Annotated in this window: 17 protein-coding genes; 9 read left to right on the top strand and 8 right to left on the bottom strand. The window is 46.2% G+C overall.

Annotated elements, in window-relative coordinates; translation table 11 throughout:
- The 4 genes from H6F73_RS15640 to H6F73_RS15655 form a co-directional block, all read right to left on the bottom strand.
- Entirely contained in the window at positions 1 to 1,146 is a 1,146-nt protein-coding gene (locus H6F73_RS15640) for a phosphotransferase (protein WP_190759698.1), read from the bottom strand.
- A 763-nt stretch (positions 1,147 to 1,909) separates the two neighbouring features.
- A complete protein-coding gene (locus H6F73_RS15645) occupies positions 1,910 to 4,819 on the bottom strand; it encodes a glycerol-3-phosphate acyltransferase (protein WP_190759699.1) in 2,910 nt (969 codons plus the stop codon).
- 105 nt (positions 4,820 to 4,924) lie between these two features.
- Complete coding sequence (locus tag H6F73_RS15650; RefSeq protein ID WP_190759700.1) at positions 4,925 to 5,746, bottom strand: protein-glutamate O-methyltransferase CheR; 822 nt, start codon at positions 5,744 to 5,746, stop codon at positions 4,925 to 4,927.
- A 203-nt stretch (positions 5,747 to 5,949) separates the two neighbouring features.
- Positions 5,950 to 7,248 carry an NACHT domain-containing protein gene (locus tag H6F73_RS15655; RefSeq protein ID WP_190759701.1) on the bottom strand — a complete coding sequence of 433 codons (1,299 nt, stop codon included), beginning with the start codon at positions 7,246 to 7,248 and terminating at the stop codon, positions 5,950 to 5,952.
- A 330-nt stretch (positions 7,249 to 7,578) separates the two neighbouring features.
- Here H6F73_RS15655 and H6F73_RS15660 point away from each other — a divergent pair, with 330 nt between their 5' ends.
- From H6F73_RS15660 to H6F73_RS15680, 5 genes are all read left to right on the top strand, one after another.
- Complete coding sequence (locus H6F73_RS15660) at positions 7,579 to 8,241, top strand: TIGR00266 family protein (RefSeq protein ID WP_190759702.1); 663 nt, start codon at positions 7,579 to 7,581, stop codon at positions 8,239 to 8,241.
- Positions 8,242 to 8,301: 60 nt separating this feature from the next.
- Positions 8,302 to 8,979, top strand: a complete 678-nt coding sequence (locus H6F73_RS15665; RefSeq protein WP_190759703.1) for a TIGR00266 family protein — start codon at positions 8,302 to 8,304, stop codon at positions 8,977 to 8,979.
- 58 nt (positions 8,980 to 9,037) lie between these two features.
- Positions 9,038 to 9,739, top strand: coding sequence for a TIGR00266 family protein (locus tag H6F73_RS15670; protein ID WP_190759704.1), 702 nt, complete (start codon positions 9,038 to 9,040; stop codon positions 9,737 to 9,739).
- 107 nt (positions 9,740 to 9,846) lie between these two features.
- On the top strand, positions 9,847 to 10,671 hold the full coding sequence (locus tag H6F73_RS15675) for a M48 family metallopeptidase (RefSeq protein WP_190759705.1): 825 nt from the start codon (positions 9,847 to 9,849) through the stop codon (positions 10,669 to 10,671).
- A 110-nt stretch (positions 10,672 to 10,781) separates the two neighbouring features.
- Complete coding sequence (locus H6F73_RS15680) at positions 10,782 to 11,555, top strand: SH3 domain-containing protein (RefSeq protein ID WP_190759706.1); 774 nt, start codon at positions 10,782 to 10,784, stop codon at positions 11,553 to 11,555.
- A 133-nt stretch (positions 11,556 to 11,688) separates the two neighbouring features.
- Here H6F73_RS15680 and H6F73_RS15685 read toward each other — a convergent pair whose 3' ends face one another.
- Entirely contained in the window at positions 11,689 to 12,339 is a 651-nt protein-coding gene (locus H6F73_RS15685) for a M15 family metallopeptidase (protein WP_242072503.1), read from the bottom strand.
- A gap of 266 nt (positions 12,340 to 12,605) precedes the next feature.
- Here H6F73_RS15685 and H6F73_RS15690 point away from each other — a divergent pair, with 266 nt between their 5' ends.
- The gene (locus H6F73_RS15690; protein ID WP_190759708.1) at positions 12,606 to 13,367 is read left to right on the top strand and encodes an SH3 domain-containing protein; all 762 of its coding nucleotides are present in this window, start codon (positions 12,606 to 12,608) and stop codon (positions 13,365 to 13,367) included.
- A 44-nt stretch (positions 13,368 to 13,411) separates the two neighbouring features.
- On the opposite strand, the gene purB is transcribed toward H6F73_RS15690, so the two are convergent.
- Positions 13,412 to 14,707 (bottom strand): adenylosuccinate lyase, encoded by a 1,296-nt coding sequence (gene purB / locus H6F73_RS15695; protein WP_190760036.1) that lies wholly within the window; start codon positions 14,705 to 14,707, stop codon positions 13,412 to 13,414.
- 209 nt (positions 14,708 to 14,916) lie between these two features.
- On the opposite strand from purB, the gene H6F73_RS15700 reads away from it, so the two are divergent.
- Positions 14,917 to 15,384 (top strand): helix-turn-helix domain-containing protein, encoded by a 468-nt coding sequence (locus tag H6F73_RS15700; protein WP_190759709.1) that lies wholly within the window; start codon positions 14,917 to 14,919, stop codon positions 15,382 to 15,384.
- Between the two features lies 1 nt (position 15,385).
- Entirely contained in the window at positions 15,386 to 15,946 is a 561-nt protein-coding gene (locus H6F73_RS15705; protein ID WP_190759710.1) for a PIN domain-containing protein, read from the top strand.
- A gap of 133 nt (positions 15,947 to 16,079) precedes the next feature.
- Here the strand turns inward: H6F73_RS15705 and H6F73_RS15710 are convergent, their stop codons facing one another.
- On the bottom strand, positions 16,080 to 17,492 hold the full coding sequence (locus tag H6F73_RS15710) for an alpha/beta fold hydrolase (protein WP_199330616.1): 1,413 nt from the start codon (positions 17,490 to 17,492) through the stop codon (positions 16,080 to 16,082).
- A 731-nt stretch (positions 17,493 to 18,223) separates the two neighbouring features.
- Here H6F73_RS15710 and H6F73_RS26615 point away from each other — a divergent pair.
- Positions 18,224 to 22,660 (top strand): PAS domain S-box protein, encoded by a 4,437-nt coding sequence (locus tag H6F73_RS26615; protein WP_242072504.1) that lies wholly within the window; start codon positions 18,224 to 18,226, stop codon positions 22,658 to 22,660.
- Positions 22,661 to 22,889: 229 nt separating this feature from the next.
- Here the strand turns inward: H6F73_RS26615 and H6F73_RS15740 are convergent, their stop codons facing one another.
- Positions 22,890 to 23,456, bottom strand: coding sequence for a hypothetical protein (locus tag H6F73_RS15740; RefSeq protein ID WP_190759711.1), 567 nt, complete (start codon positions 23,454 to 23,456; stop codon positions 22,890 to 22,892).
- Positions 23,457 to 23,603: the final 147 nt, after the last annotated feature.

Here is a 23,603-nt window from a genome sequence, read left to right on the forward strand (position 1 = left end):
CTAAAATTGAGTTAATTCTGTAGCTGCGGTTCCGAAAACAGTTGCTAAGGATTGTTCCGGGCGACATAACAAACTCTTGGCAACCTGAAGCATACAAATCCCCTGATTTCCAAATGATTTTTGGTACTGAATCATTGCCTGAATTCGTTGAATTAAGGCTAAACCAGCAAATTGCACGACTTGCAGCAAGAAATTGGGGCGATGCTCTAAAATATCCGGGAAGTTACAGAAATAAGCGCTAGTCAGAGCAGCAATGGAAGGTTGAAGCTGTTCCAGGGGTGTCATTGCCAGACGCAGAGATTCTTCGATAGTCAAAGACTTACTGATGACTAAGCTACTCAGCCAGATTTGCAGGTAGCTCGCAATAAGCGTTCCCAAATCAAAGGCAGGGTCTCCCCAAGCGGAACTCTCCCAATCTATCAACCGCACGATATTAAGATTTTCTTGCTCCCAATTAGTGTGTAAAAGGATGTTGTTGAGCTTGAGGTCATTGTGAGTCAGGCAACAGGGGTGGAAAGCATCGGCAAGTTCTCTCATTGCTTGCCCCAAGCTTTCGTATCGCTGATAGAGCTTAAAGAATTTCAGCCCATCGGCGGGAACGATACCAAAAATTTCAGGCCCTATCTGTTCTATACTGCGAATCCAGTTAGGCACATGAGCAGGGCTGAGATTATCATGTTTGGCTGAAAAGAATTCTTGATAGTCTTGGCGGTTAAAAGTGGAGTGATGGATGGTGGCAAGGATGGTGGTGATCGCTATAGCGATTTCACTGTTAAAACGATTTTCCTTTTGGTAAAAATCCGCTAAATTCTGATATTCATCTAAATATTTATGGACAATAATAGAATTCTCTCGATCAAAATGCAGTACATCAGGGAAAAATTGGCATAGGTAATTTAGTTCTGAAAATTCCTGTAAGAAGTCTTTGATCCGCCACTCTCCAAAAAGCTCTCCTGCTGCTTGCCCCGAATAATTATGCCGCTCTTGCTTAATTAATAGCTTACGACTATCAGGGAAAGTCACTAATAAGTTAAAGTTTTTAGCGGCAACTAGCTCTATCTTAATTAGTGCTGGTTCCAAATTATTGCCTAAGTTATGCTCGACTAAATAATTGAAAACATTATGAGAATTTAACAGAAATGGCATAAGCAACTCTTTTTAAAGATGAATTAAGCTATGTTTGCGGGGGTTATTTGCCAGACAAAGTAGCATCAAAAAATCCTCAATACATAAATCATGTCATCGTAATTTTCTGGCGACACCTCATAGTCGCGACCGGAAATACGAACACTTTACCGTCCACGAAAAGTATATTTGCATAAGTGAGATACTCCCATTTAATACTCTGCAATGGCCTTTTTTATCAATTATGCAATTTGTCTTGATTCGGAAAATTTTACAGCACACTAAATCCAATTGCCCTCGCACTCCTACAATGCAAATGGAAGCTGTAGAATATGCTGCATATGCTTTGGGAATTATTCTCAGCTATTATAACTGCATACATAAATCATCGACACAGCAAAATAGTTCTTCTAAACTAAGCATGGGACGAGCCTGTAAAGCTATGGTGTGATGACTTTTAGCTTACTCGCTTGTCCCTTCCTTATCCCGAACTCAGGTTCCTCAACACTCAAAACTCCTCATTCCTCAACACTCATTCCTCACTCAGAACTCAGCACTCAGGACTTAGGACTTAATCGCGCCGGCAGCAAAAACAAAAAAACGCCCCCAAAAGAGTGGGCGTTCCAGTTTTTTTTGTCACAATCAGGATGCATGAGATTAAATTACCATGCTGGGGGGTTAGACCCCTCACTGTTTTACAAAGTGTGACATTTCGCCATAGTCTGAAATAAAAAAAATACATTTCTAGCAGTATTTTTCTGGCCGGCAGCCCGAAAAAGCTGGTTTAAAGCAGTTCAACCAGACCCGTAGATCCGTCAATTCGCACCGGCTGCCCGTCATGCAACAGATGGGTTGCATTGTGAATATCCATCACCGCAGGAATACCATATTCACGGGCAACAATCGCACCGTGAGAAAGACGCCCCCCCACTTCAGCAATCAAGCCGCCGGCACGCGCCAAAACAGGTGCCCAACCAGAATCGGTGTAAGGCACGACTAAAATTGTCTGCCGGTTAATCTCTGGAATTGCCTGCAAACCACGCAAAACCTTGACCCTGCCCTCAATTTGCCCAGGACTAGCACCAATGCCTTGCAGCTTAGATTTAGGCTTTTGCGCGGTAAATTGTGGCTGGAGGCGGGGCGCGTTGCCATAAACCACTCGCGCCACAGTTAGTTGCCGGTGTTGTTCAAGTTGCGATCGCCGGTGGCTAATTAACTGAGACAGCCGGTTAATGATTTGCGGATTGCCGGCAATGATCTGGCGAACCTCATCAAACTCCAAAAAGAAAATATCCCCAGCTTCAGAAAGTAACCCCGACTGCAACCACAGCGCCTCCAACGCCACAAAACTCCATCGCAACTGTGCCAATAGCTGACTGTAAACTTCAGTTACCCGTCCCTTCAAATTAACGCGACGCTGTAGCGAGTTTTGAGCTTTGAGTTTTGAGTTCTGAGTTTTGAGTTCTGAATTTTGAGTTAAGAATTGGGTAAATAGTTCGCGCACCGGCACAGGGTTTTCCTGCCATCGCGGCACTGCAATATCCGTCGCCACCTCGCTTAAATAGCCGTAGCGGTTGAGTAACTGGTCAAACTCTGCCAAAATTGTCTGACCTTCGGGAATTTCTGCCAGCCTTGCCAAGAAATCTGGACTTTGAGGATTTAATTCCTCAAGATTGGGCAGTTGCCGGCGCGTCTTATCGGCTAATTCTTGAAGTGCTCGCAACGCCGCAACTTCTGGCAAATAGCTATTATCCAAATCTGTCTCACTCACCTTAAACACAGCCTGCCGCACCGCTAAACTCAGGGGTGCCAGGATGCTGTAATAAGTTGCTCGCTTCAGCGCTTCTAAAATTGAGTCTATTTGCTGTAATAAGGCTGAGGGGGAAAGCGCAACAGAGGAAGCAGGCGAAAGAGGGAGATTGGCTAAAGTTGGGGCAAAATAACGCCGGCTATCCTGCTGGAAATCTTCTTCCAATCGCCACTCACGGCCTAGCAAACGCGCTAAACCGGGTAATTGCTTCAAAGTTGAGGTAATCGGCGGTTTACTGAATTTAGCGCCCCGCGTCAAAAATTCTAAACTTTCGGGAGGAAGACCCATGCGGAGGAAAATTTCACCGAGTAGGGAAGCATTGAAATAGGCGTGAGAATAGTGAAGTGTGGCGGTTTCGTTGAAATCTAAACCGGCAGCACCGGCACCCAAAACAACGGTAAAAATCTCTCCCCAAACGCCGCAGGTAAGAGGGCGATTAATCGACCAAGTCAAGGGGCGAATTAGTCCGGGAATCACTTCAGCGGCAATTTTGCGCGTCCAAATTGGGAGTAACGTGGTAACGGGACGGGATTGTAATAGCCACAGGGTTTGGCCGTCGTAAGTCCATTCAATATCTTGCGGGATGCTGTGGAATCGGGCTTCTAGATGCCGCGCTAAGAAAGCCACTTGCCGGATTAGTTGTGGCGGCAGATCGCCGGTTTCCCCTTCAATTTCTAACTCTAAACCGGCAGGCATTACCCAGTCGGGGGCATTACTCACCTCGGCATCTGGGACAAAAACGCGATATTGTTCTGGGGTAACTTGCCCGGAAACTACCCGCGAAGCGTTTCCCGGTAAGGCTTCAATGACAACAGCATCGCCTTGTCGATCAATGGGATCGCGGCTGAAGGCAACGCCGGAGAAAACGCCCTGAATTTGCTGCTGAACGAGTACCGCCATTGACGCTTCCGGGAGGTTGCGATCTTGGCGGTAAGTTTGCGCTGCCGGCCGGTTATAGGATTCCTGACATTGGGCAATCGCATCGTACAATTGCTCTCGGCTTCTGACGTTCAAAATGCTTTGATATTGACCGGCAGCGGAGGCTTGTTCCGAGTCTTCCCCAACCGCTGAGGAACGCACCACAAGCGGCTGATTTTCGGAGGGTTGCAGGAAGTCTACCAAGATTTGAGGGTCATCGCCTGCCGGCAGCACCCACCCCACCGGCACAGGATAACCCCAGCGCTTTAATTGAGAGAGGGTTGCGGCTTTTTGACCGACTTTACCAGACTCTAGCTTTTGCTCTAGGGAAACAATCGCGCGATCTCCTCGAAAAAAGCGAAACACTTTTTGAGAATCCTCCTGTGCAGATGCCGGTGTTAAGTCTAAATCATCGGGAATTTTTTCATAGATCCAGCCTAGCAGCCCACTGAGGGTAATCGCTGCCAGGATTCGCGCCCCATTGTAGGGGTGCAGCAGTGCCAGGGTGAAGGGAAATAGCACCAAAAATGCCAGCCGTCCCAACTTGCGCTCTCGCAGGATTGTAAAGCTAATGCCGCCAATTAAAAATACGAAGCCGGCGACTCGCGGATCATGGACAACGACACCCCAAACTAAATTCGTGGTGCCGGCACCTTTGGCGATCCAGAACCTGCCGAGAATCAGGGCGATGAGGGCAATTAACTCCCACTCTGGGTTTGAGGGAAAGAAGTATCTCGCCAGTAAAACCGCTGCAATGCCTTTACCGGCTTCTGAGAGTACCGCCAGAATGCCGACTACGTTGCCCCCGTGATAGAAAGCGGCAGAGACTCCCACATTGCCGGTGCCAATTCTGGCCAATTGCCTGCCGGTGAGGGCGCGGGTAATCCAGGCAATCAAAGGCAATCCGCCTAAAAGCGGGCAAAGCGTGAAAATAAGTAGAGCTCCCAAAACCTGCGTCAGCGTCATATTAAATTTTGATGGGTGAATTTTGGATGCAATACCAATCTAGAATTTAAACTCACTTTGCCTGGTGAAAAACTGATAATTTTAATGGCTGCCCTTCAAGATGCTTCACCGGCGCAAACGGTAACACAGCGCTTTGTCGAAGTACACCGGCTCAAACGAATTATCAAGCGTGATCGTTGTCTCACTGGCACCTAGGAACAGATAGCCATCGGGACTAAGTACCTGCCGCAGTTTTGCCAAAATGGCTTTTTTGGTTGCCACGTCAAAATAAATTAAAACGTTACGCATAAAGATGATATCCATCAGAGGTAAGGTCGGCCAACCGGCAGCTAGGTTGATTTGGCGAAATTCAACCATCTGGCGGATCTGTTGTTTGAGTTGCCACTCATTATCCTGTTGCTGAAAATATCTCAGTTGTTGTGCCGCTGTGAGTCCGCGATGGATTTCTAATTGAGTGTAACGACCTTCGCGAGCGCGGGTTAAGATTTCTCCTGAGATATCACTGGCAATGAACCGCACATTCCAGCCTGCAAAAATTGGAAAATACTGGTGCAGCAGCATCGCTATACTATAAGGTTCTTGGCCGGTGGAGCAGGCGGCACTCCAAATATTGAGGCTTCGCTCGCTCAAACGCTGTTTCAAAAATTGGGGCAGTAAGACTTTTTTCAGAGCTTCAAAGGGATAATTATCGCGAAAAAACGAGGTTTCACTTAACAGCATCGCCTCGATCACTTGGATATGAAGTTCGTTAGGCTGCTGAGTTCGTAGCAGCGCCACCAATTCTTCTATTGAACTGAAACCGGCTTGCTGAGCAATTGGGGCTAACTGTCTCTCTACGCGGATCGCCTTATCCGCCTCTAGCGAAATTGCAGTTTGATCGCGAAGCAACTGGCAAATATAATTAAAATCATCACTGCTAATAGACATTTTACAATATTTTTGCGGTAAATTCTGTTACACTTAAGAAACTTTTAAAGCCTAATTTTTTAAAGGATTGGCTAATTATTCTAAAACTTATCAATGATAAAATTTTGAAAAGTCAGTATTAAATTTAGATTTAATTTAAACTGGGGTTCACTTTTTTTGCTGGCTGAGCAAATAATTGAGCCGGCTATGCGATTAAATTACAGTTAAATATCAGACATCAGCGCGAAATGCTCTTGCAACAACTTGTGGGTAAATCGATAACGTTTGCCGGCACGCTGCAAAAATAGTTGCTTTGTCGCGTAGTCGAGAAAACGAGCGTAATTCCAAGGAATATATCCATGCCTCCAAAGAATAAAACGCAGCACAAACTGCCGTACCCCAGAAAAACCTGGAATAAACCCACCCATCAGTCCCGCCCCAATTTTATAGAGTCGCTGCTGATCAGCAGTTTTTAACCAATTTGGCTGCATTTTTTCTAAGGAAAATTCTGTCTGATTTTCTTCTTCCAACCTTTTTGCCAGCCACATTAGCCAATACCGGCTTTGTTCCGGGGTGGGTTGTTTTCGCAGGTTAATGTCGCGTCCGAGTTGCTGGCGAATATAGGCATTAAACAAATACTGACGCCGTTCTTTATTGGATGTCAGGCGTTTCCAAGAATGAATGAGAATTTCTTCATAGGCTAAAGCCATCATATTCAAAAATAAAGGCGTTTTTGCCAATGCCATCAAGGGCGGATCGGTTTCAATGTTGTACCATAGCTCTCGACTTCTGGCAGCCATTAAATAATTACGGATTTGAGATGAATTAAAAGGTCGTAAAAAAATTGCTCCTTTAAGTCTCAGTCGGCAATTACACTTTTTGTAATCTTCAAAGCGCGTGCAAACAATAAATTGTGATAGGGTTGAGTTTTTTTCTACCAGTTGATTGATTGCCCTAATACAATCTTCTTGCTGGCTTAATTCTAGTTCATTTAACCCATCAAATAGCAATAATAACTGACCGATTTCTAGCCAATTTTGAGCAATTTCAACTCGAACGCCATACTTAGATTTCAGTTCGCTAACCAGCCAGCCGGCAAGGGGTTGTTGGTTATTGTTCCAACCGGATAAATTGAACAACACCGGCACCTTCGCAGCGCTATCTTGTTCAGCGAGATCGCACAATTCCTTGGCTAACTGTAGTTGAGTGGTGGTTTTGCCCGATCCAGGTGCGCCTAAAATCAGCAGTTTGCCGCCGGCTTGATCGAAGGCTGTCAGGATGCTGTCAGAAGGCTGTAGCCGGAAACGAGGCTGTTTAGCAATTTTTACATCCACATCTGGGCGAACTGGCTGGGGTTGTTGATCTTCGCCCAGGTTAACCAAAACTGCGTTGTGCAAGGACTGCTGCAGCCGCGCTGTGACTTCATTCTTAACAGCCGTCAACAACTGCTGCCGGTTCCGAAAGCTTTGCTTGTCGGCAGCAGGTGCCGGTGGGGTAGATGCCAATTCACTGTTAGATTGCATGGAACGCAGGGGAGAGGGAGAGGTAGCGAAAAGGGAAGCGTGGGAGAAGCCCAACAAGCATCAGTAATTTTGTCTTAAAAAGCAAGTCTTCTGAAAAACCCAGACCCGAACGCAGCCATAATACCAGTGCAAGGGCAAGTTTTAGCATGAAAGATGCTTGCAAGTCAGCAGAGGCTAGTTTGCCAATATACAGGTGGATTGCAACGCTGTGTAATCGTTGCCGCAATTGTCAGCAGGGACGTATTGCATTTTTTGAAGAAAACTTGACGACCGTAAAACTCCTGCCAAACTTGTAGATATTTATAGAATCTTGTTGCAGGAGTTTGGTCAGTGAAACATGAAATTCGCTACAAGCCATCGTTTGCTGCGATTTTTATTACTCTGAATCCCGGCGATAGCATTACCGCTGAAGCCGGCGCGATGACGAGTATGGATGCTCGCATTACGATGAAAACTCAATTTTCTGGGGGGTTCTTCTCCGGCTTCTTGAAAGCAATATTTGGCGGGGAATCTTGGTTTGTTAATACTTTTACAAATGAAACTCAGCAGCCTTTGCAGTTGGTTTTGACACAATCTACCATTGGCGATATTGCTTGTATTGATTTGAGAGGAAATGGGATTTGTTTTGAACCGGGTGCTTATATTGCCCACACGCCTGGGATTGGTATGGGAGTACAGTGGGCTGGGTTTTCTAGCTTTTTTGCCGGCGAGGGGCTATTTAAACTGAAATTAACCGGCACGGGTCAAGTATTTTTTGGTGCTTATGGTGGCATTACAGAAAAACGCATCAGTGGTGAATTTGTGGTTGATAGCGGTCATTTAGTGGCTTACGATCCAGGAATTCAAATGAAGGTGGGTTTAGCCGGCGGTTTAATTGGATCGGTTACATCTGGGGAAGGATTAATTAACCGGCTTTCTGGCCAAGGAGTAATTTATTTGCAGTCTCGGAGTGTTGACGGATTAGTTCGATTTTTAAGTTCAAAGGTTTTTTAAAGAGTGAGTGATATCTGTTAATCAGATATTTTAACGTTTAATTTAGGAGATTTTGAGCAGATGGATTTCAAAATTTTGCAGCAACCAGATAGTGCAGTTGCCCACATTCGTTTGAATGCCGGTGAAGAGTTAATTGCAGAAGCCGGTGCGATGATTGCAATGAGCGGTTATATTAACACCAGCACGACTTTGAGACAAGGCAAAGGCGGCGGCATTATGGGCGGACTAAAACGGATGTTAGCGGGAGAATCGCTATTTTTAAGTGTGTTTCGTTCTCCTACGGACGGCGGAGAGGTGTTTTTATCTCCGAAATTGCTAGGCGATATTTTGCATTATCAAGTATCCGATCCAGGCTTAGTTGTGCAAGCGACTTCTTACTTAGCGAGTGAGTCAGATGTTGAGATTAATTTAGGCTGGCAAGGCTTCAAGTCTATGTTTTCTGGAGAAAATATTTTTTGGGTCGATATTACCGGAAATGGTTCTTTGTTATTGAGTTCATTCGGGGCAATTTATGAAATTTCAGTGGATGGTGAATATATTGTAGATACCGGCCATATTGTTGCCTTTGAAAAAAGCCTGACCTTTGAGATAAAGAAAGCCGGTTCTAGTTGGATCGGCGCTTTTTTAGGCGGCGAGGGATTAGTGTGCCGGTTTAAAGGACGAGGCCGGATTTTTTGCCAAACTCATAATGCCAACGCTTTCGGTCAGTTGGTTGGGAGTCAGATGCCGGCGAAATAAGCATAGTTTCCGTTTCCTACCAAGGCTAATGATCAATTATTTTTAAGGAGTTAGAATCATGGATAATGAATTTGCCTACGAAATTGAACATTCTCCTTCTTACGCTTCATTGCGGTTAAATCTTCAGGCGAATCAAACCGTTTTTGTTGAATCGGGCGCAATGGCAGCGATGGACGCTTGCATCAAAATGAAATCTAAAATGCAAGGGGGTTTCATGAAAGGAATTGGTCGCATGGTTAGCGGTGAGTCGCTGTTTATTAGTGAGTTTACGGCTGAAGGAAGACCGGGAGAATTATATATTTCGCCGGCAGTCCCTGGAGAGATTACCCATTATCATCTGGCCGGCAATGGATTAATGGTTCAATCTTCCGGGTTTGTTGCCTGCAGTCCTACGGTGCAAATTGATACAAAATTTCAAGGATTTAAAGGATTTTTTAGTGGTGAATCTCTATTCTTGATCCGGGCAACAGGTCAAGGTGATTTGTGGTTCAGTTCTTATGGCGCAATTTTAGAAATTCCGGTTGCCGGTGATTATGTAGTAGATACCGGCTACATCGTTGCCTTTGAAGATACGCTCAATTACAAGGTAGAAATGTTGGGTGGCTTGTCATTTAAAGGACTCAAAACCGGCATTCTCGGCGGAGAAGGTTTAGTTTGTCGTTTTAGTGGAACAGGCCGGCTGTGGGTGCAGTCGCGCAATCTCTATCCCCTGCTGAATTTCTTAGATGCTTTTCGTCCAGTTAAGAGTAGTAATAATTAAGCCGGCTGCTTGAGTCGTACGGGCATCTTGCAGGCTGGCTGTCATCAAAATAATTGCAATTAAACCCTCGCCCATAGAAAAATTTCTCTGTTGGTACAATATTGCCCATGAACGAAGAATTTAGTTCTAGAAATCCTCCTCCAAGCAACCGGCAACTACTGATTCTCCTGGCTATTTTTGTCGGATTTATCACCGCTATTATTTACATAATTTGGCTATTGGTGAGTAATTTAGTTTGGTTAATTCCGCCACAAGTTGAACAACAACTCGCTGCCGTTGTCACACCGGCTTATGAACAACTCGCCCAACCATCGCCGGCACAAGATAGCCTCAATCAACTGCTAGATCGGCTGGAAACCAAACTGCCGGTGGCAAATAACACAAAACGGAATTACAGAGTTTTGTATATCCCACAAAATACCGTGAATGCATTAGCGCTACCCGGCGATCTCATCGTGGTTTATGCCGGCTTAATTTCCCACGTCAAGTCTGAAAATGAACTGATGATGATTTTAGGACATGAACTTGGCCATTTTACCAATCGAGATCACTTACGGGGCATCGGACAAGCGTTGCTGCTCAAATTCACCCTTGCGACTATTTTTGGGGAAAATGGCAGATTGTCAGGAATTATAGCATCAGCCGTTGAATCAGTATCTAGTGCCCAATATTCTCAAGCGCAGGAACGCAAAGCCGATGATTTTGGCTTAATGTTATTGCAGGCAACCTATGAACACGTAGCCGGCGCAACAGACTTTTTTGCGCGAATTGATCGCCAGCCTGGAATGGATTTTGCTTTTTTAGCCTCCCATCCTTCTCCCCGAAATCGTGTAGATAGATTAAACCGGCTGATTAAAGAACACCGATATCAAATGGGCAAAACTAATCCCCTGCCGGCAGCCTTAACTAACTTAGACAGTCTCACGCGTTAAAAATTTCCCCCCGCCAAAATAAGTTTATTCTCTAGTTTTATTTGGGTTAAATTGAAATCTCATAACTCCAGCTAAGTTCTAATCTTAATCTATATCAACACGAGGTAAAAATGAAAAACTCACAATGGATTGTCGTCGGCCTAACTGGAATCGCCACCGCAGTTGGAGTCGCTTATGCAGCCGTTCAAATAAAAACAGCAGCACCCGATATCGACACCTCAAATAATATCTCAAATCCCACACAACCACAACCGATTCAACCTGCCACTTCTCCCTCTCCTAAACCAACGGTTACCCCTGCACAAATACCCAACTCAGTTAATACGGCAAAACCCGATCCAATCGTTATCACCCCAGCAAAAGATGGATGCAAAATTAGCACAGCAGTTGTTGCAGATCCCAATCCGCCCTTAAACGTCCGATCCAGTCCCCAGATAACCGACGGTAATATAATTGGCCAACTTAAAAATGGCGCATTTGTTGGTGTAATTGAAGAAAAAGACGGCTGGCTTAAGATTAGTGAACCCGAAGGCTGGATCTCTAAAAATCGGACAAAAAGCACTTGTCCCGTTGTCACTGAGCAAATTAGTTTTCCGCCAAAAGGCGACTCTGCAATTGTGAAAGGCGAGATTATCGGCGGCGGCAGCCACTCTTACAAGCTTAAAGCAGCTAAGGGTCAAACAATGACCGTTAGGAAATTAAATTCTGCCGGAGTTTTCCCCACAATTATTGACCCCACAGGACAACTTTTAGCCGGCAATCCTTACACAGACGGCAACCGAACTGAGTGGACGGGGCAACTTCCCCTTGCCGGTGACTACTCCCTAGAAATGGACTCAAATTTTAAGGGATTTGTCTATGAATTTTTAGTGGAAGTGAAGTAATCAGTCGATTCGTTTGTATAGCTGCGTTAGCGTTGCGCCAGCAATTTTCAATCGCCTGGGAGTGATGGGTTGAGCGAAAGCGAAACCCATCCTACTATAATTTCTGATGGGTTTCGGTCTCGCTCTACACGTCCTACTGTAAAGGATAGTTATATTTTGGTTTAGAAATTGCGCCGAAACCAACATCGAGAATCGCAAAATTTTGCCAATCTGTTGCATCGAAATGCCACCATTCGCTAGAGATGGGAGCAAAGCCATGTTTTCGCATCACATCCTCAAGCAGTTGGCTGTTTTTCTGCGCTTGTTCACTAACATCTGTACCTTGATAATCTCTACCGGCTCGTTCTGTAAAATCATCAAAGGCAGTCGGCATTTCTAGTTCTTTTCCATCGCGATCCACTAAAGTGACATCAACAGCCGCCCCGCGATTATGACGGGAACCTCTAGCAGGATTCGCCACATAACGTGCATCAGGCAACACTTCCCACATTTGTTTTGTCACCGCTAAAGGGCGATAGCAATCAAAGACTTTCAACCCTAGTCCTCTTGCTTGCAAATCTTCTTGAACCCGCGATAGTTTTTGTGCCACACCGGCTCTCAAAATACATCTAGCTTCCGGATACAGCTTTCGCTTTAAGAAATTATTAGTTGTGGCATAGCGAATATCCAGCTTAATATTGCGATTCACGGACTGAAGATCAACCAACCGCGCCCGATTCGGCAGTTGATAAGCAACCACGTTCTGGGAGGAAATAGAGTTAGGTTCAGGGAGTGAGGATGACATAGCAACGGCGGCTGGTTGAGAAAATGTAAAATTTTGCCATATCACCGCTAGGAATACCAGCAGCATGACCGTCAAAAAATTTCTCGGACGACTTATCTTCATGAAGTTAAATTTTGGCGACAACTGAATTATTCCGCTTAATTGTCTTGCGATCAGGCTGGCGAAATAATTATATTTGGGAAAAGATGTGGTAAGCGCAAATCCGGACTAAAATCGATGCGTCCTCAGCATCTGTCATTAATAATGAAAAATAGGATGATTTTGCTATGAAAGACAATAGACGGCAGAAAATTTCATTTCAAGCTTCCTGGCTGAAGAATGTCGGCTTGGCGTGTTTCGCCGGCTTGCTGGCTGCTGCCTGCACATCCCCAACCGATTCACCACCACCCTCAACTTCTGAGGTGCCGGCGCAGACACCCGCGCAGACATCCACCCAGCCGGCTCAAACAACACCCGTAAAAGCTGCTCCTGCCAATGTACCACCGGCTGCCGGTCAACGCCCAGCCTCAACCCCAAAGTGCGAAATCTCCTACGCGAAAATTAACGATCCCAACCCACCCACAAATATCCGATCTAGTCCGGAAGTCAAACCAAACAACATTGTGGGGAAAGTTGAAAACGGCAGAGTCGTGTTTGTTCAAAGTGAGAAAAACGGCTGGTTGCAAATTGAAGAACCGATTAAAGGTTGGGTTTCTAAAACAGTTACTGAAACCGAATGTAGCGAAAAAACTCAATCAATTACCATTCCTGCCAATCGCAATTCAACCACAATTTCAGGTCGTTTTATCGGCACCGGCACCCATAAATACACCCTCAAAGCCAATCAGGGTCAAACCCTCACTGTCACCAGCCTTAAAGGTGCTTTTCCCACAATTTATGGCCCAGATGGTAAACGCCTCGGTGGCGATCCGAATATCGCAAATAGCCCTCCTTGGACAGGCAAATTGCCGGCTACTGGCGAGTACAGCCTCGTCGTAGAGTCGAATTTCAAAGGATATGACTATCAGTTTTCAGTGCAGTTAAAGTAGAGAGTTTGGTGGGTGGGCGAGTATTGCGTCCACCCAGATCAAACTCAAATACCCAGCCGTTGGTAAACTTGGTCAAGGTGCCGCAATTGGTGCTGCGGATCGAAACAAGCTTCAATTGCTTCAGGCGACAGTTGTGCCGTTACCCGCGCATCTTTGGCAATTAAATCGTGGAAATTCCCATCAGGTTGGTTCCAAGCTTGATGTGCACACGACTGAACAATTGCATAAGCTTCTTCGCGACTTAACCCCTTTTCCACCAAGGTCAGCATCACCCGCTGGCTGAAAACTACGCCCCCGTAAAGATTCATGTTCCGTTCCATGTTTTGGGGGTAGACGAGCAGGTGTTTCACCAAATCGGTGATTTCCGCCAGCATAAAATGGGTTAAAGTGCAACTATCTGGGAAAATCATCCGCTCAACGGAACTATGCGAGATGTCTCGCTCGTGCCAGAGGGCAACGTTTTCCAAGGCAGCAACGGCATGACCCCGCACAATTCTCGCCATGCCGGTTAACCGTTCCGAGCGAATCGGGTTACGCTTATGGGGCATTGCGGAAGAACCTTTTTGCCCTTTCGAGAAAAATTCTTCAACTTCTAGAACATCTGTGCGCTGCAAGTTACGGATCTCGACGGCAAACCGCTCGATGGAAGCCGCCAAGAGTGCCAGATGTTGCGCGTAATTCGCGTGGCGATCGCGTGATATCACCTGAGTTGAGGCGGTATCGGGTTCGAGTCCGAGTTTCTGACAAGCGAGCGCTTCCACACGCGGGTCAATATTGGCGTACGTGCCAACCGCGCCGGAAATCTTGCCGGTGGCAATTTCTTGACGAAGATTGCATAGGCGTTCGCGGTGCCGCAATACTTCCGCTAACCAGCCAGCAAGTTTAAAGCCAAAGGTGATCGGTTCGGCGTGAATGCCGTGAGAGCGACCGATCATGACGGTGTGCCGGTGTTGCTGAGCCTGATAGCGAATCGCCTGAATTAAATCCTCCAGGCGTTCCATCAGCACATCCAAACTCGCCACCAGTTGCAGTGCTAAAGCTGTATCCAGCACATCCGAACTCGTCAGCCCCAAGTGAATGTAGCGACCGGCTTCCCCCACATACTCGTTGACATTTGTCAAGAATGCGATCATGTCGTGGCGAACTTCAGCCTCAATTTCTAGCACCCGCTTTGGGTCAAAATTCGCCTTTGCCTTAATTTCTTCAACCGCCTCAGATGGGATATAACCCAATTCAGCCTGAGCTTCACAGACTGCGATTTCTACTTGGAGCCAGGTCTTCAGCTTATAAGTATCTGTCCACAGTTCGCCCATTTCGGGCAGAGTATACCGCTCGATCACAGTCGGCCACAAACTACAACTGTCCTATTGTACAACCGCTCGGCATCCACACCTTAAGCGATTGGGCAGATTGCAGTGCCGGCAATCCCCCTTGTTTTGAATATTTCGCTTGTTTCGGATATTTCGTTTAATCCAAAAAGCGTGTTATATTTTTATTAGTAGTTAACATAAACATCCATTTCTTAAAAAGAAATGGACATAAAAGTAAAATGTCCAAACAAAGAGCGCAACTTGAGTCAGTTGTCGTGCCACAACAAGATGCCGAAACGATCCAGCAATTGGAGCAGCTACTCAGTAAAGAAACTGCACAAGCAAAATTAGTGGGAAGCGATGGAGAAGAAGTTTTAATTCCTGAGCCGGTTTACCATCTGCTACGCGATATCGTTCACATGATGGCATCAGGTCAAGCTATACACTTGATTCCCCAAAATCACGAACTAAGCACCCAGGAAGCCGCTGATATTTTGAATGTATCACGGCCTTTTCTGGTCAAGTTATTGGAGCAAGGCGAAATTCCTCATACTAAAGTTGGAAAGCACCGGCGTATTCGTTTGGAAGATTTAATGGCTTACAAAGAACAGCGAGACATTAAGCGCCGGCAAGGACTGAAAGAACTCACCCAATTTCTTCAAGATGAGGGGTTTTACGAAGAAAAAGTATCCGAAATTGAGCAGTAGTATGGCAATTTATCCTATTATTCTAGACTCCTGTGTAATCTTCCCGATGCCTTTATGCGATACGCTGTTGCGTGCTGCTGAAGCTAACCTTTATCGTGTTTACTTTTCACAGGAAATTTTAGATGGTGCGACGCGAAATCTTGTCAAGAAGGGAAGAATGACAAAGGAGAAGGAAAAACGTTTTCAAGCCATGCTCAAAAATACCTTTCCTGAAGCAATGGTCGAAGTGCCGGCCAGGCTGGTTGAGTCCATGACAAATCATCTTGGAGATCGCCATGTTTTGGCCGCTGCAATTGTTGCAAAAGCTGAAGTCATCGTCACTTATAATCTCAAACATTTCACGGCAGATGCTTTAGCGCCTTATGGCATTGAGGTACAGCATCCTGATGTTTTTCTGACTCAGCTTTTCGATAATGACCCAGACTCAATGGTTGAGGTAATTCGGAAGCAATTCGAGGATCTAAAGCCACCCCCTCATACTGTTGACGAACTTCTTGAAAACTTAGATAAAAATAATAAAGTGCCAGAATTCGCTAGTAGAGTTCGCTTTTATAAGTCGTAAAAGCCTTGAGTAAGTGCGGAACAACGGCACCAGAAAAAAGCCAATTTCTTGAGAGAGAAAAGTATCGCCAGCTTTGCTTTAGGTTTAGATTAAATGCTGGAAACAGCCGGCTTATCTAAATCTAGTTTATAGACTATTTTTTAATCCATTCCGCAATATCATTAATAACCGGCTCCGCTACATAACCGGCACTTTGATATTCAGCCGGCACACTCTTACCCGTTCCTTCAATGAAAAGATGATTAAGTTGCGGATAACTTTTAAAGGTCACATTTTGCCGCGAAGACAAGGCTTGTTGCCAACCTTGAAAATCTTCCATCGTAACTTGATAATCTCGCTCGCCTTGCAAAATTAACATTCGCTGTGTTAATTGTTGAGCAACCGTGGGTGGATGATAACCGCGTAAATCCAGCCAGTATGAGGCCGGAATGCCAAAGAGTAATTCAGCAGCCGGCACCTTTTTGGATAGCTGCGGATCTTTCACTCTGGCAGCTTGTTGGGTTAGCGCCTCAATTTCTGCTTGTTCCTCTGGAGATATTACACCATCCAAAGCGGCAATATAATTGACTTGATCGAGAACCGTATCTTCTAAAAATCGGGTTAAACCGGCCATGACAATAAACCCAGCAATCTTAGCATCCGCTTTGCCAATTCTGGGAATTAACATTCCCCCCAAACTGTGGCCCAAAACATAAATTTTTTGCGCCTCAATTTTATCAATTTGACGTAGCAGAGAAACTGCCGCTAACGCATCATCCGTGGTTTCTTCCCTAACTGTAAAGCTGCCGGCAAATTGATTTGGATAAACTCTTGTCCGCTTTTCATAGCGCAGCACCGCAATACCCCTAGAAGCCAGCCCCCAAGCCAGATCGCGGAACGGTTTATTTGGGCCAACACTTTCATCCCGGTCATTCGGGCCAGATCCATGCACCAGCACAATGGCAGGAAAAGGACCATCACCCACCGGCAGCGTTAAAGTAGCCGGCAACGCTATTTCCCCGCTTCCCACCACCACGGCTTGCTCTTGAAAAGTATTGACATTAACATAAGCCGGTGGCTGGTATTCAGCAGCCGGTTGAGTGGGGGTCACAAATAAGCCGGCGATCTGCTGGTTACTATTAAAAATAATTTTGATATCTAAGGTTGCCTTTTCAAATTCACTCGTCACGAAGACAATGTCATACTCCCCATCTTTTTCACTACGGATGCCGGCTGTTTTCTCAAATTTTCCGACTTGGCCGGTGATGGCAGTCCAAGTTTCTCGTAACTTATCTGGAGGGAAACTGGCTTGCATCTGGCTGTCAAAATTTCCTGTAGCGCCGGCAAAATCTTCTTGAACTAATAATTCAACAAATTGCAGGGCCAATGTTTGTAAATTACTCATATCTGAAACTTCTTGATTTGATAAGGTTGAGACAACTACATAGGCATCTCTGTTAGGGGCTTGTGCGCCGAAAGCAATTGTGTCAGCTAATCCCTGATGCACAGCTAATTTAACAGAGATCCAGAAAAAAATAATTAATAACCAACTTATAGAAAAGTACATAATTACATCCTTCGTCAAGGCTTGCTGACTAGATGTTTAAGCCGTTTTCTTAAAGATTTTTTCCTAAATTCATAAATATTAACGATTTGACCAATACTGATAAAATTTATTTGAGCCGTCAGTTTGTGTTATAGTTATCACAATTTCCCCTCAATTTCAGCCATTAATCACAAAGCAAAAAATTGAAGGGAAAATAAATGATTAGCACATATCAGCCTTAGTGACCGTTAGGGCGAGAAGGTTTATGACTAGCTGTTAAGATCATATAAGCTTTGTAAAAATCGAGAGAAATGCCAACAAAGCCAGCAAACAGGTAAATACACTCGCGGAGAAATCTGTATTTCATTAGATTTTTTGCGGTCTGGCTTTGGAGAAAATCAACTTTGTGACTCAAATTAGTCATGGCCTTTGGGCCTCCAGCAAAACCCCAATCAACTGCCTTTAATTTCATTGTCGCTCTTATTATTAGCTCCAGCCATCCTGCTATCAGGTGAATCAATTGGAGGAGCGCTTAAAGCAAGACTTGTTCCAGATACCGACTTAGCCAACGATCCCTTGTGTGTTGCCGGCAGGTAAACGCATCCCTTCGTTCTCCTTGAACAAGACAAAAGCGTGCTGCACGGGGGAACCAGGCGGTGATTTTATAGGCGATAATCAAATTTAGGCCATCAAGCAATAGCGGTAGAGAGATGCCACACCCTCAAGCCGTTGAGAGGAATAGAGAACGGAATATGTTCAGAGTAACTCGCCCCCAGATTCGGCACTACACAGTAGCCGGTTTGAGTGTTGCTAGCATTACGCTACTAACCCAGCTGCTATTGCCGCTAATCAAGCCAAACATTGTCATCTTGTTTCTTGCTGCCGTGGCGTTTAGCGTCTGGTATGGGGGCTTTGAGGCAGGATTGTTGGCTACTCTCTTATCGACTTTAGCCATCGCCTACTTTTTTATCTCGCCCAACTATTCCCTCACCATTACTTGGGAAGTCATGCTGCGGCTAGGCATCTTCTGGCTAGTGGCACTACTGATCTGCTCGCTTAGTGCCGAACTGCGAACCGCCAAACAGCGAACTGAGGAAAATCTCGCCAAACTAAAAGCAAGCGAAGAACAGTACCGTCGGATTGTCGAAACAGCCAACGAAGCTATCTGGTTAGTTAACGCAGAATGGCGCACAGAATACGTCAACCAGCGCATGGCAGAGATGTTTGGTTACAGCATTGAAGAAATGCTGGGGCGCTCCATTTTCGACTTTATGGATACTTCCGCTCGCCTGGAAGCTCAGCAGCAGATTGATCGCCGGCAGGAAGGCATTAAAGAGCGATTTCACTTTTGTTACCGCCGCAAAGATGGTTCGGATCTTTGGGCATTCGTTTCTGCTAACCCAATTTTAGATGAACGCGGCAATTTTACAGGCAGACTCGCCATGCTTGTCGATGTCACAGAACACCAGCAAGCACAGAAGGAACTGCAAGAATCAGAGAAGCGCCACCGCGCTTTTGTGGAGCAAAGTTCAGAAGGAATCTGGTGTTTTGAACTCGAACAGCCGATTTCAATCGAGTCTTCGGCAGATGAGCAAATACAACTTTTTTACCAATACGGATATCTTGCAGAGTGCAACGATATCATGGCACAGATGTATGGGTTTTCTGTAGCCCAAGACATTATCGGCTTAAGACTCAACGACTTCATTCCTCGTTCAGACGACCATAATATCGAGTATTTGCGTGCTTTTATTGGTTCGGGCTATCGGCTTATTGATGCCGAATCCCATGAAGTTGACAGCAACGGAAACCCGAAACACTTCTTGAACAATCTTGTGGGAACGGTAGAAAATGGCTTTGTAGTAAGAGCTTGGGGAACTCAACGCGACATCACAGAGCGCAAGCGATTAGTAGAAGAGCTGCAAGAAAGTGAAAACCGATTTCAAATCATGGCAGATACCGCGCCGGTTTTGATTTGGATGTCGGGGCTTGACAAGCTTTATTATTACTTCAATAAAGTCTGGCTAGACTTCACCGGCAGGACAATGGAGGAAGAAGCCGGCAACGGCTGGGCTGAGGGTGTCCATCCTGACGATTTCCAGCACTGTCTCGATACCTACATGACAGCATTTGACGCCCGCCAAAGCTTCCAAATGGAATACCGGCTCAAGCGTTTTGATGGAGAATACCGCTGGCTTTTAGATACCGGCATTCCACGCCTCACACCAGACGGCAGCTTCCTTGGTTATATCGGCTCCTGTGTAGACATTACTGAGCGCAAGCAAGCTGAAGATGCCCTAAGAGAAAGCGAAGAGCAAACCCGATTGATCGCTGACTCTCTGCCGACACTTATAGCCTATATTGATTCACAAGAGCGCTATCTCTTCAATAATAAAACTTATGAAACCTGGTTTAGCAATGAACTCACAGAAATTACTGGAAAGTCAGTGAAAGATGTTTTAGGTGAGGCAGTTTATGGCGAAGTTCGCCCTTACATCGAATTAGCCTTATCCGGTCAAACTGTAAGTTATGAAACCGCGATTCCCTATAAAAATTGGGAGCGTTATGTGCGAGTTAATTACGTTCCTCATTTGGGAGGGCGAGGAGAAGTCCAAGGATTTGTTGCCTTAGTCAGCGATATCAGCGACCACCATCAAAACGAAGAAAAAATTAGAAACCTGAATAAAGAGCTACAGCGACGCATTACCGAGCTAGAAACCTTACTAAGGGTAATTCCCATTGGAATAGGGATGGCCGAAGATGCTCAATGCCAGCGGCTCAAAGTCAATCCCTATTTGGCAAAATGGTTAAGAATTTCCCACGAGACTGCATCTCTGAGCGCTCTTGTCGAACCGAAATCCAGGCAATTTAAAGCCTACAAATCTGGAAGAGAACAGGCTACAGAGCAATTGCCTATGCAGTATTGTGCCGCTAACGGCGTTGAAGTTCTCGATGAAGAAATTGAGGTCTTTCATGAAAATGGGACAATCATCAAGCTGTTAGTGTCTGCGGCTCCGCTGTTTGACGAAGATGGCAACAGCAGAGGATGCGTAGCTGCGTTTTCTGATATTACGGAACGTAAGCGCAATGAAGAGGAATTGCAAAGCTTAATTAAAGATTTATCTGACATTAAATTTGCCATAGATCAAGCAGCACTTGTGGTGGTCACTGACTCCAAGGGCGTGATCAATTATGTTAACGATAAATTTTGTGAGATTTCCCAGTATTCCCAAGAAGAATTAATCGGAAAAACCCATCGTCTGGTGAATTCAGGTTATCATCCCAAAGAATTTTTTCAGCAGCTTTGGTCAACGATTTCTAGCGGCAAGGTTTGGCAAGGAGAAATTAAAAATAAAGCGAAAGATGGGACGTACTACTGGGTCGATACCACGATTGTGCCGTTTCTAAACGATCAAGGTACGCCGTTCCAGTATTTAGCGATCCGATTTGACATCAGCCAGCGCAAACGGGTGGAGGAAGCGCAAAACTTTCTCGCCGGCGCAAGCACTGTACTGGCTTCTTCTCTGGACTACTCCACAACCCTCACCAGCGTGGCACAACTTGCAGTGCCCCACATGGCAGACTGGTGTAGTGTCCATGTCCTGAAGGAGAACGGTTCGATTGAGCCGCTGGCAGTTGCCCATGCCAATCCAGCCAAAGTAGAGTGGGCAAACGAGTTACGCTATCGGTATCCGGTTGATCCCAGCGAAGAACGTGGTGTGGCGCAGGTGCTCCGCACCGGCAAGTCAGAATTATACTCAGACATTCCAGACTATTTGTTAGTCGCATCCGCTCGCACCCCAGAACACCTGGAAATCTTGCGGCAAGTCGGCCTTGCGTCGGTGATGATCGTGCCAATGGTGGCTCGCGATAAGACGCTAGGCACAATCTCTTTTATCGCGGCTGAGTCAGGCCGGCGCTATACCCCATCTGACCTGATCTTTGCTGAGGATCTTGCCTACCGCGCCGCCTTAGCCGTGGATAACGCAAAGCTCTACTCTAGTGCGGTAGAGCATCGCACTCAGGCTGAATTAGCGAACCGGGTTAAGGATGAGTTCCTGGCAACGCTGTCCCACGAACTGCGGACGCCGCTGACTTCTATCCTGGGGTGGGCAAAGTTGTTGCGGTCGCGAACATTTGACCAAACTACCACAGAGCGAGCGCTGGAGACGATTGAGCGCAACGCGAAGTCTCAATCACAACTGATTGAGGATCTGCTGGATGTTTCCCGAATTATTACCGGCCAACTACGCCTGAATGTTCGTCAAGTCGCATTGCATACGGTGGTTGAGGCGGCGCTTGATGCGGTGCGCCCAGCGGCTGAGGCTAAGTCAATTCGACTGCAGCCGGTGCTCGATCCCTCCGCAGGGCCGGTTGCCGGCGATCCGGAGCGCTTGCAGCAGGTGATCTGGAATTTGCTTTCTAATGCGATCAAGTTTACTCCTAAGGAAGGGGTGGTTCAGATATTCCTAGAACGCATTAATTCTCACGTTGAAATTACCGTCAGCGACACCGGCATGGGCATCAAGGCCGAGTTTCTGCCATTCGTCTTTGAGCGTTTCAGTCAAGCGGATGCCTCTAGTTCGAGGGTGCATGGGGGACTAGGTTTAGGGCTGGCGATTGTGCGTCATTTGGTGGAATTACACGGAGGGACGGTATCTGTCACCAGTCCGGGTGAGCAACAGGGTTCAACGTTTACAGTCAAACTGCCGTTGATGATTATTCACAAAAAGTTCACTTCCTCACAACGGTTGCACCCCACCACTGGCGGGGAAACTTCATTGGACTCATCTGGGGTGCTTGCCGACTTGAAGGTGTTGGTGGTGGATGATGCGACAGATGCGCGTGAGTTGATCAAAATGATTTTAGAAGAATACGGGGCAAAAGTGACGGCGGTACCCTCTGCGGCTGAGGGGCTGTTAACCCTGCAACAGCTGAAGCCAGATGTGTTGGTGAGTGATATTGAGATGCCTGGTGAGGATGGTTACACGTTCATTCGCCAGGTGCGGGGGCTGGAAGCTTCGCAAGGGGGGCGCGTTCCGGCAGCTGCACTCACAGCCTATGCGCGGGTGGAAGACCGGCAGCGGGCTTTGTGGGCCGGCTTTCAGATGCACGTCACCAAGCCGGTTGAGCCGGCTGAGTTGGTGGCAGTTGTGGCTAATCTGGCCGGCAGAACTCGTAATGGCTAATTAGACAGTTTGGAGGTATTTGGTTTCCTTCCATAAATCCCCTAGGGGCAAAGCATCTGGGAATAACTGATGGTGATCACGGGCTATTTCCCTTTCCGAATGCTTTGCCTTAAGCGAGTCGATTATTTGCTGTACACAATCTTGTTTTTGTCACTACAAAGTAATCGACTGCCGCTCTAAATATCCAAGAGTTCACCACCCCCAAATGTGCCGGCAAACAAGAACGCTCCTAGGGTTCCACTTCTGGCCACAGCCGTTCCAGTTGATACCGCCAAGCGGCTAGCACGGCATCTCGTGCCTCGGCGCTTTGTTCCATATCGCCCATTAGTCCTTCTTCATAGAACCGATCTAAAGTCTGAAGCGTTGCTTCCAGAGATTGTCCCTGAAGCTTGGCTGCTAAAACAATCTGACGAATTCCCCTTTCTCTCAACTCGTTAAAGCTGTCGGTGACTCCCCGCTCGCGCAACAAAACCAGACGCTGAACCGCAGCGGAAAAGTCGGCAGGAGACAGGCTTTGCCGGCTGTGCTGGAACACGCCCCACAAAACGTTTTCGTGGAGGGCGTAGCGAGTTTCTTGGGTCGTGTCAAAGTTAGCTTCTAGCAGATGCTGGAGAAACGGCTCGGCTTCTTGAAACGGCAGGATCGGCACTAAAACCCGCAGCCAAGAGTGATCATCCGACAGGAGAACTAAAAGTCGGAACTTGTCGGTGTCAACCTGCCATGATGCCGGTGTGGGCATCTCAACGGCTTGAGGGAACTGTTGCTTCAGGATATCGGTAATTTCTTCAGGAGTCATATCAATTTTAGATTTTAGACTTTTGATTTTAGAGAGAGGGTTGCTCTAGAAACATCCACTAATTGGCTGAAAGTTTAACCCAAAAAAAATAAACCCCCGACTGATGCCGGGGGAGAAGCAATGTTAGATTTTCAATTCAACCCAAAA

Source organism: Microcoleus sp. FACHB-68, from assembly GCF_014695715.1.
In the GTDB taxonomy this organism is placed as follows: domain Bacteria; phylum Cyanobacteriota; class Cyanobacteriia; order Cyanobacteriales; family Oscillatoriaceae; genus FACHB-68.